13 protein-coding genes are annotated in these 12,541 nt (G+C 60.8%); 6 read left to right on the top strand and 7 right to left on the bottom strand.

Annotated elements, in window-relative coordinates; genetic code table 11:
- Positions 1-165: 165 nt before the first annotated feature.
- On the bottom strand, positions 166-738 hold the full coding sequence (locus AAFN47_RS12795; RefSeq protein ID WP_499809626.1) for a GNAT family N-acetyltransferase: 573 nt from the start codon (positions 736-738) through the stop codon (positions 166-168).
- Positions 735-1,625: a phosphoserine phosphatase SerB gene (serB, locus tag AAFN47_RS12790; protein WP_499809625.1), complete on the bottom strand. Its 891-nt coding sequence runs from the start codon at positions 1,623-1,625 to the stop codon at positions 735-737. Before serB ends, AAFN47_RS12795 begins: the two co-directional genes overlap by 4 nt.
- Positions 1,626-1,652: 27 nt before the next feature.
- Here serB and miaA point away from each other — a divergent pair, with 27 nt between their 5' ends.
- Positions 1,653-2,525, top strand: coding sequence for a tRNA (adenosine(37)-N6)-dimethylallyltransferase MiaA (miaA, locus tag AAFN47_RS12785; protein ID WP_499809624.1), 873 nt, complete (start codon positions 1,653-1,655; stop codon positions 2,523-2,525).
- A gap of 15 nt (positions 2,526-2,540) precedes the next feature.
- On the opposite strand, the gene AAFN47_RS12780 is transcribed toward miaA, so the two are convergent.
- On the bottom strand, positions 2,541-3,023 hold the full coding sequence (locus AAFN47_RS12780; RefSeq protein ID WP_499809623.1) for a hypothetical protein: 483 nt from the start codon (positions 3,021-3,023) through the stop codon (positions 2,541-2,543).
- A 169-nt stretch (positions 3,024-3,192) separates the two neighbouring features.
- On the opposite strand from AAFN47_RS12780, the gene AAFN47_RS12775 reads away from it, so the two are divergent.
- Positions 3,193-3,498, top strand: a complete 306-nt coding sequence (locus AAFN47_RS12775) for a YciI family protein (protein ID WP_499809622.1) — start codon at positions 3,193-3,195, stop codon at positions 3,496-3,498.
- A gap of 12 nt (positions 3,499-3,510) precedes the next feature.
- Here the strand turns inward: AAFN47_RS12775 and AAFN47_RS12770 are convergent, their stop codons facing one another.
- Both AAFN47_RS12770 and AAFN47_RS12765 read right to left on the bottom strand, forming a co-directional pair.
- Entirely contained in the window at positions 3,511-3,807 is a 297-nt protein-coding gene (locus tag AAFN47_RS12770) for a hypothetical protein (protein ID WP_499809621.1), read from the bottom strand.
- A 157-nt stretch (positions 3,808-3,964) separates the two neighbouring features.
- Entirely contained in the window at positions 3,965-4,384 is a 420-nt protein-coding gene (locus tag AAFN47_RS12765) for an ester cyclase (RefSeq protein WP_499809620.1), read from the bottom strand.
- Positions 4,385-4,826: 442 nt separating this feature from the next.
- Here AAFN47_RS12765 and AAFN47_RS12760 point away from each other — a divergent pair, with 442 nt between their 5' ends.
- Positions 4,827-6,668 (top strand): amidohydrolase, encoded by a 1,842-nt coding sequence (locus tag AAFN47_RS12760; RefSeq protein ID WP_499809619.1) that lies wholly within the window; start codon positions 4,827-4,829, stop codon positions 6,666-6,668.
- A gap of 135 nt (positions 6,669-6,803) precedes the next feature.
- On the opposite strand, the gene AAFN47_RS12755 is transcribed toward AAFN47_RS12760, so the two are convergent.
- Together AAFN47_RS12755 and AAFN47_RS12750 are read right to left on the bottom strand one after the other, a co-directional pair.
- Entirely contained in the window at positions 6,804-7,049 is a 246-nt protein-coding gene (locus tag AAFN47_RS12755; RefSeq protein ID WP_499809618.1) for a hypothetical protein, read from the bottom strand.
- A gap of 286 nt (positions 7,050-7,335) precedes the next feature.
- Positions 7,336-9,204 carry an ATP-binding protein gene (locus AAFN47_RS12750; RefSeq protein ID WP_499809617.1) on the bottom strand — a complete coding sequence of 623 codons (1,869 nt, stop codon included), beginning with the start codon at positions 9,202-9,204 and terminating at the stop codon, positions 7,336-7,338.
- A 310-nt stretch (positions 9,205-9,514) separates the two neighbouring features.
- Between AAFN47_RS12750 and AAFN47_RS12745 the strand changes: the two genes are divergently transcribed.
- Genes AAFN47_RS12745 through AAFN47_RS12735 form a run of 3 tightly spaced genes read left to right on the top strand, consistent with a single transcriptional unit; the run spans position 9,515 to position 12,526 of the window.
- The gene (locus AAFN47_RS12745; protein WP_499809616.1) at positions 9,515-11,293 is read left to right on the top strand and encodes an acetolactate synthase 3 large subunit; all 1,779 of its coding nucleotides are present in this window, start codon (positions 9,515-9,517) and stop codon (positions 11,291-11,293) included.
- Positions 11,294-11,314: 21 nt separating this feature from the next.
- Complete coding sequence (gene ilvN / locus AAFN47_RS12740) at positions 11,315-11,887, top strand: acetolactate synthase small subunit (protein WP_499809615.1); 573 nt, start codon at positions 11,315-11,317, stop codon at positions 11,885-11,887.
- Between the two features lie 45 nt (positions 11,888-11,932).
- A complete protein-coding gene (locus tag AAFN47_RS12735) occupies positions 11,933-12,526 on the top strand; it encodes a LysE family translocator (protein ID WP_499809614.1) in 594 nt (197 codons plus the stop codon).
- Positions 12,527-12,541: the final 15 nt, after the last annotated feature.

Below are 12,541 nucleotides of genomic sequence, written 5' to 3'. Positions count from 1 at the left end.
TCTTCCGCGCCGCAGACGCGGCGCGGAGAGCCCCCGTCTTGGGGGAATTTATATAAGCGTCAAACATTTCCCTGACGCCGGACGGCAGTGGACGTGATCCGGCGTCAGGCGCCGCCTGCCGGGGCTTTGCGGACAGGTCCGCAGCGCTGACCTTGTTTCAGCCGATCAACGGTTCTCTCGGATCGTTCGCCACTGATCCGACGTCATCGCATGCAGCATGTGGCGCTTCAGGTGCGGATGGGTGTCGGGAACGCGCGGATGATCGAAGTCGCGGTCCGGCGCGCGCGTCATGCCGAGGCGCCGCATGACGGCCGTCGAGCGTGTGTTTTTTTCCACCGCAAAGGACACGATTTCCGAAAGTCCGCGCTCTTCGAAACCGAGCCGCAACATGCGCTGCGCCGATTCCGTGGCGTATCCCAATCCCCAATAGTCCGGCAGCAATCGCCAGCCCACCTCCACGGCGCCTTTCGGCAGCGCCGGCGCGAGATCGGTCCGGGCAAGGCCCACAAAGCCGACTAGCGCCGAGTCGCTTTTCTGCTCGAGCGCGAAGAACCCGTAGCCGGTCGTCGCGATCATCTCCGTCAGCTGCGCCATTATATCGGCCGCCTCTGTCCGGTTGCGGCGCATCGGAAAGAACTCCATCACGGTTTCGTCCGAGTTGAGCCGCCAGAACGGGTCGAGATCGTCCGGTCGCCAGTTGCGGATGACCAGCCGGGGCGTTTGCGTAATCATCGTCATGGCGCGGCGAAGTCCGTCTTGCGATAGCCCTGGATGTAGAGAAGCGCCGTCAGGTCGCCATGATCGATGCGGATGTCGCATTGCGCGGCGACCGCGGGCTTGGCGTGCAAGGCCACGCCGCTGCCGGCGAGACCGAGCATGCCGAGATCGTTCGCGCCGTCGCCGACGGCGATGACGTCCTGCGGCGTCCGTTTCAGACGGTCGGCGAGGGCAAGCAGCGTGTCGACCTTGGCCTGCCGTCCGAGGATCGGCTCGGCGACCTCTCCGGTCAGCACGCCGCCGCGCTCCAGCAATACGTTCGCGCTGTTCTCGTCGAAGCCGAGCATCGCCGCGACACGTGCGGTAAATGCGGTAAACCCACCCGAAACGAGCGCGGTGTAGCCGCCATGCGCCTTCATCGTGGCGACGAGTTCACGCCCGCCCGGCGCCAGCGTGATGCGGTTTTCAAGCACGCTGTCTATCGCCGACTTGTCCAGCCCCTTCAGAAGCGCAACCCTTTCCTTCAGGGCGGCCTCGAACTCCATCTCGCCATTCATCGCCCGGCGCGTGATGTCGGCCACATGGTCCTTGATGCCGATTTCGGCAGCCAGTTCGTCGATGCATTCCTGCTCGATCATGGTGGAGTCCATATCGGCGAGCAGGATTGTCTTGCGGCGGTCGGCTGCCGGCCGGATGACGATATCAACAGGCAGCTCGCCAAGGACCGCCTCCAGCGCCGTCCGCGTCGCATCCGCGTCGGCGCCGTCCGGCAGTTGCAAATCGCAGGCGACGCCGTCTGCGAGCCAGTCCGGTTCGGCTGCGCCGGCGGCCTTGCTGGCAGCCGCGCCGATATCCACGCCCAGAACGGGATTTGACGGATTGGCGACAAGCGTGGCAACGAGAGGCATGAAGAATTTACCTGAGATGGCGGGACGATGGATGCGGTTCTGATAGCGGGGCCCACCGCCAGCGGCAAGTCCTCTTTGGCGCTGGAGCTGGCCGCAGAGCTCGACGGCGTGATCGTCAACACGGATTCCATGCAGGTCTACGACACGCTACGGGTTCTGACAGCACGGCCGTCGAAAGACGACATGCGCGCGGCGCCGCACCGCCTGTACGGCCATGTCCCGGCCTCACAGAGCTATTCCGTGGGCGCGTGGAGCCGCGATGTCGCGCGGCTGCTTGCTGAGCAGGAAGGCGGGCGTCGCACGGCGATCTTTGTCGGCGGCACGGGACTCTATTTCAAGGCGCTGACGGGCGGACTGTCCGAAATGCCGGATATTCCAGAGAAGATCCGCCAAAGGTGGCGCGACAGGCTGGCTGCCGAGGGGTCGCACCCATTGCATCACGAACTCGCTGCGCGCGATCCGGATCTCGCCGCAAGGCTCAAACCCGGGGACAGCCAGCGGATCGTCCGCGCGCTGGAAGTGCATGAGGCCTCAGGCAAGTCGATCGGTCATTTTCAACAGGCCAAGGGCAAGACTCTGCTCGAAGGCCCGATTGTGCGCAGGATCGTTCTTTCGCCCGACCGGGCGGCGCTGAGACAGCGTATCCGCGCCCGCTTCGAGGCGATGATGGACGCCGGCGCCGTCGAGGAGGCGCAAGCCCTTCTCGCCATGAACCTGCCCCCGGATCTGCCGGCGATGCGCGCCATCGGCGTGCGCGAGATCGCCGCCTGGCTTGCCGGCGAAATGAAAAGGGACGAGGCGGTGGAGCGCGCCGTCATTGCCACGGCGCAATACGCCAAGCGCCAGATGACCTGGTTTCGCAACCAGTTCGGCGACGACTGGGAGTGGAAGCCGGTGTGAACGCGGCTTGCGGCGTCAGTCGCAGTGCAGACGCATGTCGAATGTTGCACTGTCCCCGTCGACGGACAGGACAAAAACACCGTCGGCGTGTGCGAACGTTCCTGTTCCGCCAAGCACGATCCCTTCCGTTCCATGCGTCAGAACGGTCGAATGCGACTCGTCATGCGGCCTGGCGGGCTGGAACAGGTACTGAAGATGAATCTGGCCGTTTTCGAGCACGATAATCGCATTGCCCAGGTTCTCATTCCGGCCGAGGGCATGCACTGTCCATCGGATGTAACCGACCTCGCTTCCTGTCTCATCATGCATTGTTGTGTAGCCGATCCGGATGTCGCCGTGGCTCGCTCCGGGCTCTCCATGATCGATCAGTTCCACCAGTCTCTTGTCAGGGTTGGAGACAAGGCGAAAAGGTTCACATGTTTCGATCGCCCGGGCGTCCGGCATCGTGAAAAAGAGCGCGGCGGCGAATAGACCTGCAGTTCCAATCAATCGGTTCATCGCAATGAAATTCCTTCTGAAATAAATCTATCTATAGTTGTATTCAGGCTGCGGGATCAAGATCCTTGGCCGGTCGGCGCGATGGCGGAGTTAGGCTGAGGACGTTGCCTTTTGCGTCCCGCTGTGAACAGTTGGATGTCGTTCACACGGTCGCCAATGGGAGACGTCGATGCCCCTTGTTCAAGACGAACAAAACCTCTTTGTCGTGGATCTGCATTACATTGTCCCGCTCGAGGAGATCGAGCCTCACATCGAGCCGCATCTCGAATTCCTGGACAGGTACTATGCTTCGGGTTGCTTCATCGCCTCGGGCGCAAAGGTTCCGAGAACCGGCGGCGTCATCATCGCAACGGCGCAAAGCCGGTCGGCGCTGGAGCGCCTGCTGGAGGATGATCCATTCAAGAAGGAGCGGTTGGCGGAATACTCGATCACCGAGTTCCGGCCCGGAAGGGTCGCGCCGCAACTCAAGGCTTGATGCTTGCAGGGACTAGTTTTCCTCGAGCGCTTTCCAGCCCTTCGCCATATCATCCCATGTCAACACGGGTGAATCGTAGATCAGCGCGCCCATGGCGTTGAACAGCGGTTCATGCAGTTCGAGGAGATGGTAGTTTTCCTCGATTTCATAGAAGAAATAGGCGCACCTCAAGCCGTCTTCCATCGTGAAATAGGTGGCTTCGGGTTTGAACTTTTCCTTGAGGTTCTCGAAAGCTCTGGTCATGGAACCGTCCTTTACGGCCCTGTTTCCGGCCTCCGGCGGGATTTTTATCTTCAGCATCATGCGCATGGCGAGTCATCCTCCTGTCCGGAAATCGCACGACCCTGGCGTGAACGGCGCCCGTCGATCGCGTATGGGGCGACTGTAGTGAACTGGCACGAGCGATCAAACGAATTCGCGCGTGACTGGAAACCAGGAGCGTTTGCGTTCCGGATCGTCTGGCTTATCAGAAGTCCGAGGTCGCGGCCGGCCCCAATTGGCGTTTGACCGGGTCGACGTCGCCGAGCACCCACAATTCGGCGAGTTGTTCCTGACGGACCGTGAAGAAGGCCGCGCCGGACCATTCGATCTTCTTGCCGGTCGCGGGAACGCCAAAGAGCTCCGCCTGATGAACGCCCCTGAAGAGCATCCGCGCCGCCGCGCGATCGGGGGTCTCCACCAGATCCTCGATGATACAGGTGAACCCTCCGAGCGCCGTGTGCACGGCGTCGAGATAGGTGACAAAGCCGTCTACGCCTCGCTTTTCCGGCCCAAGCGACCCGCGAAACCGGAAATCAGTCGCGAGTATCCGGCGCGCCGCGTCGACATCGCGCCGATTCCACACGTCCGCGTAAAAACTTTCAACCAGATCTCTCGGCGTCGTCATGATGGCGGGAGGCTACCAAGCGGGTGGACGCGGTACAACAGGTGATTGCGCTGAGAGGGGCGACCGCGAACATCCGGACCGGGACAAGCGCTACGAGGAGTATCTGCAAAAAAGGAAAAACGCGGCCTGCGCGCATAATTCGATTGGCTGACACATACTGTTAGGTGCCGGTTTTCTGGACGATCAAGTCGTCGTCTACATCGGCATTCCATAGTCTGATCGCAGGACGATAAATCAAAGTGACACCAGCGCTGCGCAATTATTGATGGAGGTCAAGCATCTGATGCCGCTCTCTGGTATTATTGCCTTATGTGCAAGTTGAGCAAGGGGGCTATTCCAAGTCGCTAGGCTGCTTGTCTTACGTGCAGTCTAGCGAATGTGTGCGGGACCGCGCGGGAAGGCTCTTATCTGCTAAACCGCCAGACAGAACCAGGAGAAATCCATGCCTCACGAAAGATACGACTGTCTGTGCTGCAGTCCGTTCATCTCGCAGCTTCTCAAGTACAACCGCTCGGTGGCCGGGGCAGCGTCGGTTAGCGGCGGGGAAAGTCCGTCGCACAAACACTTCGGCATCTCCAGACGCAGCTTCAACCGTGGTACAGCGGCGCTGGTCGGCGGCGCGTTTATCTGCACGACCGAACTGGGGACTCATCCCGCGCATGCGCAGGACCGCGTGGCGCGCGTCTTCACCGGCGGGACCATTCTGACCGTCGATGGAGACTTCTCCGAGGCCGAGGCGATCGCGATCCGTGGCAATGAAATTCTCGCAGTTGGCGATAGGGACCAGGTGCGCAATGCAGCGGGACCCGGCGCGGAACTCATTGATCTCGACGGGCGGGTCATGCTTCCTGGCTTTATCGATCCGCACACGCACATGATGTCCGGATCGCTGATTGCCAGCCTGATGGAATATGTCGGCGTGGCCCGCTTTTCAATGACCGCCGAGGTGGTCGATTATCTGCGAGATTTCGCGTCAACGAAGACCCCGGGCGAGTGGGTCGTTGCGCGCAATTTCGATCCGTCTCTGCAGGAAGGGCCGGAAGCCCTGACGTTTGCAGAGCTGGACAGCGTGTCCACAGACCATCCGGTCTTTGTGCTCAACTCGTCCGGACACTTGGCTTATGCCAACCGCGCCGCCTTCAAAGCCGCCGGAATCGGCGAAGACGTCAAGAACCCGGAGGGAGCCGAGTTCGTTCGTGATTCATCCGGCAACCTTTCCGGTACGATCAAGAACAATGTCGCGTTTCTTCGCATTCTCGAACACTATCCCGCATTGAGCGCCGCCAACCCGATCGAGTCGCTCATTCAGGTCACCGAAGATTTCTCGAAAGTGGGACTGACGACGCTGAGCGACCTGGCGATGGGCGGGCTTTACGGTCCACTGGATTGGGAAAACTATCAAGAAGCCGGGGCTTCCGGACGATTGACGGCCCGCATGCGAGTCTATCCGATCTACACCGTCGATGAGATGTGGGACGAAGCTGGTACAATGCCGGGTGACGGCGATGCCTTGGTCCGGGTGGCGGGCTTCAAGTTGTTAGCCGACGGCTCCAACCAGGGCTTTACAGGTCTGCAACGCGAGCCTTACCTCAACTCGACCGATACCGGCCTCGCCTACCTGACGCCGGAGGAACTCAAATACTTCATCGTCAAACGGGGCAAACAGGGTTGGCCCCTGGCGATCCACGGTAACGGCGACAAGGCCATCGACAATATTCTGGATGCCCTGCAGGCTGCGAACGACGAGGGTATCGATCTCGCAGGCCTTCGGCCACGGATCGAACACTGCTCGATCCTGCATGATGACCAAATCTCGCGGATCAAGAACCTGGGCGTCTCACCGAGCTTCCTGATCGGACACGTCCACTATTGGGGTGTCGCAATGCGCGACGAAGTGTTCGGCGAGGAGAAGGCCATGCTGCTCGATCGCTGCCGCAGCGTCGAAGAGGCTGGCATTGGTTTCACAATCCAGTCCGATTTCTTCGTCACCGATCCTGATCCGCTACACATGATCGAAATGGCCGTGACCCGCCGGACATGGAAGGAGCCGGAATACGTCTTGGCCCCCGACGAAAGAATTTCCGTCGAATCCGCCATCCGGGCGCTGACGTCGGAGGCAGCCTGGCAACTCGGTTCCGAGCACGAGGTCGGCAGCCTCGAACCGGGCAAACTGGCGGATTTCGTGATTCTCGACAAGGATCCACGCAAAGTGGATCCGGACACGATCAAGGATATCAAGGTGCTGCAGACCTGGATGGATGGCAAGCCAGTGTTCCAGGGCTGACCAGACCTCGCTTGTAAGACCAATGTTGATCCCACCTGGATCCCCGTAAACTAAGCCTGTCATTCGGGCGGACCTGCAGACAGTTGCGCCATCTCCTTTGCGATGATTCTCTGACGCTGATCCGCACGAGGATAATCAGCGAAATTTGAGCGCAATCAGAACAAAAATGGAACATTTGTACTGCATTGCACGGCGGTTTGTGCTATGCTGCAACAACATGATTTCCTTCGCCGCCAGGGTGCCAATAACCTGAAAAACGAAGATTCCCGAAACAAAGCCAGAATGCTGATGAGCGATGGAAACTCGATTTTCCGAAACAAAGCCAGATTCCCGCAGCCAGTAGATCAGATTCCCGAAATCCCGAAACGAAGCCAGACACATATTTCCAGTCCGACACGTCTTAAGATGTGAAAATCGCAAATTCCCGAAACAAAGCCAGATTGTGCATGAGCGCCAGAATCCCGATTTACCGAAACAAAGCCAGGTTCGCGCAGTGTGCAGGCTTGAATAGCGAAATCCCGAAACAAAGCCAGACGCTCGTTTCCGGTCTGGCCAGCATTGAAGATACGAAAAATGCACATTCCCGAAACAAAGCCAGAATATTTTAAATAATTGAATTTATTGGAAAATATCTATTTTCGTTCAGATTCACATCATCAATCCCGCGTCAGTCCCGCTGCCTGAGCGGTCTGAACGTGAAATCCCGCACGGAGTTCGAGCGGGGTCGTGCCGCGCCTTTCTCGGGTTCGACGGACATCGGCGGTGATACCGGCTGTGGCGCCTCGTCGTCGTCCGTCTCGTCGTCGGCGGCGCCGAAGGGGCGCAGGCTGTCGAGCGCAGGCTGCAGCGAGGCCTTCATCTCCGGCGACATGCCGGTGGTGCTCATCGGCAGTTCCGTGTGGCGCATCTGCTGGACGATGAACTCGATATCCGGAAGGCCGTCGCTGGAGCGCGAGCCGCGGAATTTCTTGCGGTCGTTGCTGGACGTTCGAGGCAGATCATGCCGACGCAGGCGTTCGAAACACATGCGCATGGGCACCGGCACGGCCTCGCCGAAGGCGATTGCCTCGCCATTGCCGATGGACGACAGGAAGCTTGTCGTCGAACTCGACGAGTTTGAGATCGCCGAACGGATGATCTCCTGGTCGTGATCGTTGGCAAGCCGCATGGCGAAGACCGTCGAACATTGCGACAGGATCGTCGGGTCGAGTTCGCCGGGGCGCTGGGTCACGACGCCCAGGCCCACGCCGTATTTGCGGCCTTCCTTGGCGATGCGCGCCACGGCCTGCCGGGTCGGATAGAAGCCGAGCTCCTTGTCGGCCGGGACATAGCGGTGGGCCTCTTCGCACAAGACGAGAATGCGCATGGCGCCGTTGCTCCACAGCGCAATCTCGAAGGCGAGGCGGCACAGAACGGAGGCGACGGCGTTAACCACCTCCGATGGAATGCCGGAAAGCTGGAAGGAGGTTATCGGTCGTCCGTCGCCGGGAATGCGGAAGATATCGCGCAGGATGTCCGAGATGTTGTCCATGATCGTGTTCGAGGAGAACATGAAGCGGAAGCGCGGATCGTTGATCGCCGACTGGATGCGCACCTTCAGGGAACGCAGAACGGGTTTTTCCTCGCGCCGGTCGAGCTGGCCGATGCGCTCGTCGATCAGCGCCAGCAGGTCGGCCACGCGATAGGGGATCGGCGTGTCCGACGTGATCACGGACTGGTCGGCGCGACGGTAGACGCGGGCGCTGTCGGAGGCGCCCCGGAAATCGCGTTTGGCTTCGGCGATCAGCTCCCTGAGTACGTCGACTTCCTCGACCACCGTCTGCCGGCCGCGGAAGATCACCTCGGCGAACTCTTCCAGCCGGAACAGCCAGAAGGGCAGGTCCAGATGCTCGGTGTCGATGAGATGCGCCTTTTCCTTGAAGGCGGCGGCGAATTCGTTGTGCGGATCGAGGATGAGAACGCGCAGGTCCGGACAGGCCTCGACGACCCGGTTGACGATCAGCGACACGGCGGTCGACTTGCCGACCCCGGTTGTGCCGACGATCGCGAAATGCCGGTTGAGCAGCGCGTCGGCCGAAATCGATGCGGCGATGTCGGAGTTCTGGGAGAGATGCCCGATCTTGATCGGATTGACGCCGGTCACGGAGTAGATCGCGTCCAGGTCCTCTGCCCTGATATTGTGGGCCGGATCGCCAAGGCGCGGATAGTCGGAAATGCCGGCGCTGAAGACGACGCCGCCGTCGTCGTCGCGGATTTCGCCGACGAGCTCCACCTGGAAATGCATGGTGTTGCCGGAGGTTTCCGACCAGAGTTCCGACGGGCATTGCATGCTGTAGACGAGGGCGACGATGCGCGATTTTCCGACCTTGATCGTAATCAGCTTGCCGACGGACAATTCCTTGGCGAGCGCCTGGTCGCGGCTGCCGGTCGTGGAGGCGATCGTTGCGCGCGATCCGTTGCAGTCAACGATATGGCCGAGAATACGCGCCGTATCGGGGTGCGAGCGCTGTTCTTTGAACGAATGGTCTGAATTCACTTCCTGCACCTGGTTCCCGGCGGTTGCGCGAGAATCGCACCCCAACGTTAACATCCCGTTTTCAACCCGCGCCGCCGGTCGTTTCCGGTTGACCCGAAAGGCGTTTTGCAGGATTGACGGGTCAGAAATTTGCGGATAGGTTCCCGCGCATGTTGAAGAAGGCACTTATTGTGGTGGTGAAGCGCATGGGCAGGACGGTGTAACCGTCCGGCGACAGCCACCCATGCGCAGAACGAGGCTCCGGAAGGGGCCTTTTTTTATGGCCGGGCGGTGGTCTGGCAGGGATCGAAAAGACAAAGCAGGCAAAGAGATGAGCGCAGACAATAATCAGATCACCGGGGCGGAGATGGTCGTTCGGGCGATGAAGGACAATGGCGTCGCGGACGTATTCGGATATCCCGGCGGCGCGGTGTTGCCGATCTATGACGAGATCTTCCAGCAGGAAGACATCAAGCACATCCTCGTCCGTCACGAACAGGGCGCCGGTCACGCGGCCGAAGGCTACGCCCGGTCCACCGGCAAGGTCGGCGTCGCGCTGGTGACGTCGGGTCCCGGCGCCACCAACATCGTGACGGCGCTTCAGGATGCGCTGATGGATTCCATTCCGATGGTCTGCATCACCGGCCAGGTCCCGACCTCCCTGATCGGCTCCGACGCCTTCCAGGAATGCGACACCGTCGGCATCACGCGGCCCTGCACCAAGCACAACTGGCTGGTGCGCGACGTCAACGATCTGGCGCGCACGCTGCACGAAGCCTTTCGTATCGCCCGGTCCGGCAGGCCTGGTCCGGTCGTCGTCGACATTCCGAAAGACATCCAGTTCGCCACCGGAGAGTATGTCAGTCCGGCGACCGATGGCGGCCTGAAGAGCTACCAGCCGCAACTTCAGGGGGATCTGGAATCGATACGTGCGGCTGTCGAACTGATGAGCAGCGCCCGCAAGCCGGTCATCTATTCCGGCGGCGGCGTCATCAACGCCGGGCCGGAAGCAAGCCACCTGCTGCGCGAACTGGTCCAGCTCACCGACTTTCCGATCACCTCGACGCTGATGGGGCTGGGCGCCTATCCGGCGTCGGGCAAGAACTGGCTGGGCATGCTCGGCATGCACGGAACCTACGAGGCGAACATGGCCATGCATGACTGCGACGTCATGCTGTGCGTCGGCGCCCGTTTCGACGACCGGATCACCGGCCGTCTCGATGCGTTTTCGCCGCACTCCCGCAAAATCCACATCGACATCGACCCGTCCTCGATCAACAAGAATGTTCGCGTCGACATTCCGATCATCGGCGACGCAGCGCATGTGCTGGAAGACATGGTGCGGCTGTGGCGAGCCTCCGCCTCGACGGTCGACAAGAAAGCGCTCGGCGAATGGTGGTCGCAGGTCGATGCTTGGCGCGCGCGCAATTCGCTCGCCTACAAGCCGAACAAGGACGTCATCATGCCGCAATACGCCATGGAGCGGCTGCATGAACTGACGAAGGACAAGGACGTCTACTTCACCACCGAAGTCGGCCAGCACCAGATGTGGGCGGCCCAGTTCATCAAGTTCGAGGAGCCCAATCGCTGGATGACGTCGGGCGGACTCGGCACGATGGGCTACGGCCTGCCGGCGGCGCTTGGGGTGCAGATCGCCCATCCCGACAGCCTCGTCATCGATATCGGCGGCGACGCCTCCGTCCAGATGACGATCCAGGAGATGTCGGCGGCCGTCCAGCACGAGGCGCCGATCAAGATCTTCATCCTCAACAACCAGTATATGGGCATGGTGCGCCAGTGGCAGCAGCTTCTGCACGGCAACCGCCTGTCGCATTCCTACACGGAGGCGATGCCGGACTTCGTCAAGCTGGCCGAAGCCTATGGTGGCGTTGGACTTAGGGCGGACAAGCCGGGCGACCTTGACGACGCCATCAACGAGATGATCGCCGTCGACAAGCCGGTGCTGTTCGACTGCCGGGTCGCCAATCTGGCGAACTGCTTCCCGATGATCCCGTCCGGCAAGGCGCATAACGAGATGCTGCTGCCCGACGAGGCTTCCGACGACGTCGTCGGCAGTGTCATCGACGAAAAAGGCAAGGCTCTGGTCTAACGGAATTTCGGAAAGAAACACATGAACGCGCAACATCAACCTACCGGCTCGGCCTATTTCATCGCAAAGGAGACCGAGCAGCCAGAAACAAGAACGCTCTCCGTGCTGGTCGACAACGAGCCAGGCGTCCTCGCCCGGGTCATCGGCCTGTTCTCCGGACGCGGCTACAATATCGAAAGCCTCACCGTCTCGGAAACCGAACACGAGAAGCACCTCTCGCGCATCACGATCGTCACTTTCGGCACGCCGCACGTGCTGGAGCAGATCAAGCACCAGCTCGAGCGCATCGTGCCGGTTCACCGCGTCATCGATCTGACGCTGCGGGCGCGTGAATTCGGACATGAGAAGCCGATCGAGCGCGAACTGGCGCTGATCAAGGTGAAGGGAACGGGCGATCACCGCGTTGAGGCGCTGCGGCTCGCGGACGCCTTTCGTGCACAGGTCATCGACGCCAATACCGAGCATTTCACCTTCGAGATCACGGGCCGGGTGTCGAAGATCGAGCAGTTTATCGCGATCATGCGGCCGCTCGGTCTTGTGGAGGTCTGCCGCACGGGCGTCGCCGCTCTCAACCGCGGCGCTGACGGCATGTAGGCGCCCAGCGTTTCACCTGACCTCTTTCGATAGTCCGGATTTCCGATGCCCCTGGAAACATTCCTCTGGATGGTGGTGTTCGCCCTCGTGACGTCCGTCACGCCGGGCCCGAACAACCTGATGCTGCTCGCCTCGGGCGTAAATTTCGGTTTCGTGCGCACGATCCCGCACATGTTCGGAATTGCGCTCGGCTTCGGTAGCCTGCTTTTAAGCGTCGGTCTCGGTCTTGGCGCGCTGCTGATCGCCTTGCCGGCGCTTGGCATAGCGCTTAAGGCTGCGGGCGCCGCCTATCTGCTGTACCTTGCCTGGAAAATCGCCGGCAGCCGCACGATGGGCAGCGCCGGCAAGGCGTCGAAACCAATCACATTGCTGCAGGCCGCCGCTTTCCAGTGGGTCAACCCGAAGGCCTGGATGATGTCGATCACCGCAATGGCCCTCTACGCCGACCCGCTGAATCCCGGCGTCACGGTTCCGCTGGTTGCGCTGTCTTTCGTCATCGTCAATTTTCCAAGCGTTTCGCTGTGGGCGGGGTTTGGAACCATGCTGCGCAGTTTCCTCGACGACCCGCAACGCCTCAAATGGTTCAACATCGTCATGGCGGTGCTGCTGGTCGCGACGCTCGTGCCGATGTTGCGCTAGGCGCGCAGACGTCGT

Source organism: Hoeflea sp. CAU 1731 (genome assembly GCF_039888615.1).
GTDB lineage: Bacteria > Pseudomonadota > Alphaproteobacteria > Rhizobiales > Rhizobiaceae > Flavimaribacter.
This window is presented reverse-complemented; position numbering and strand designations above follow the sequence as displayed.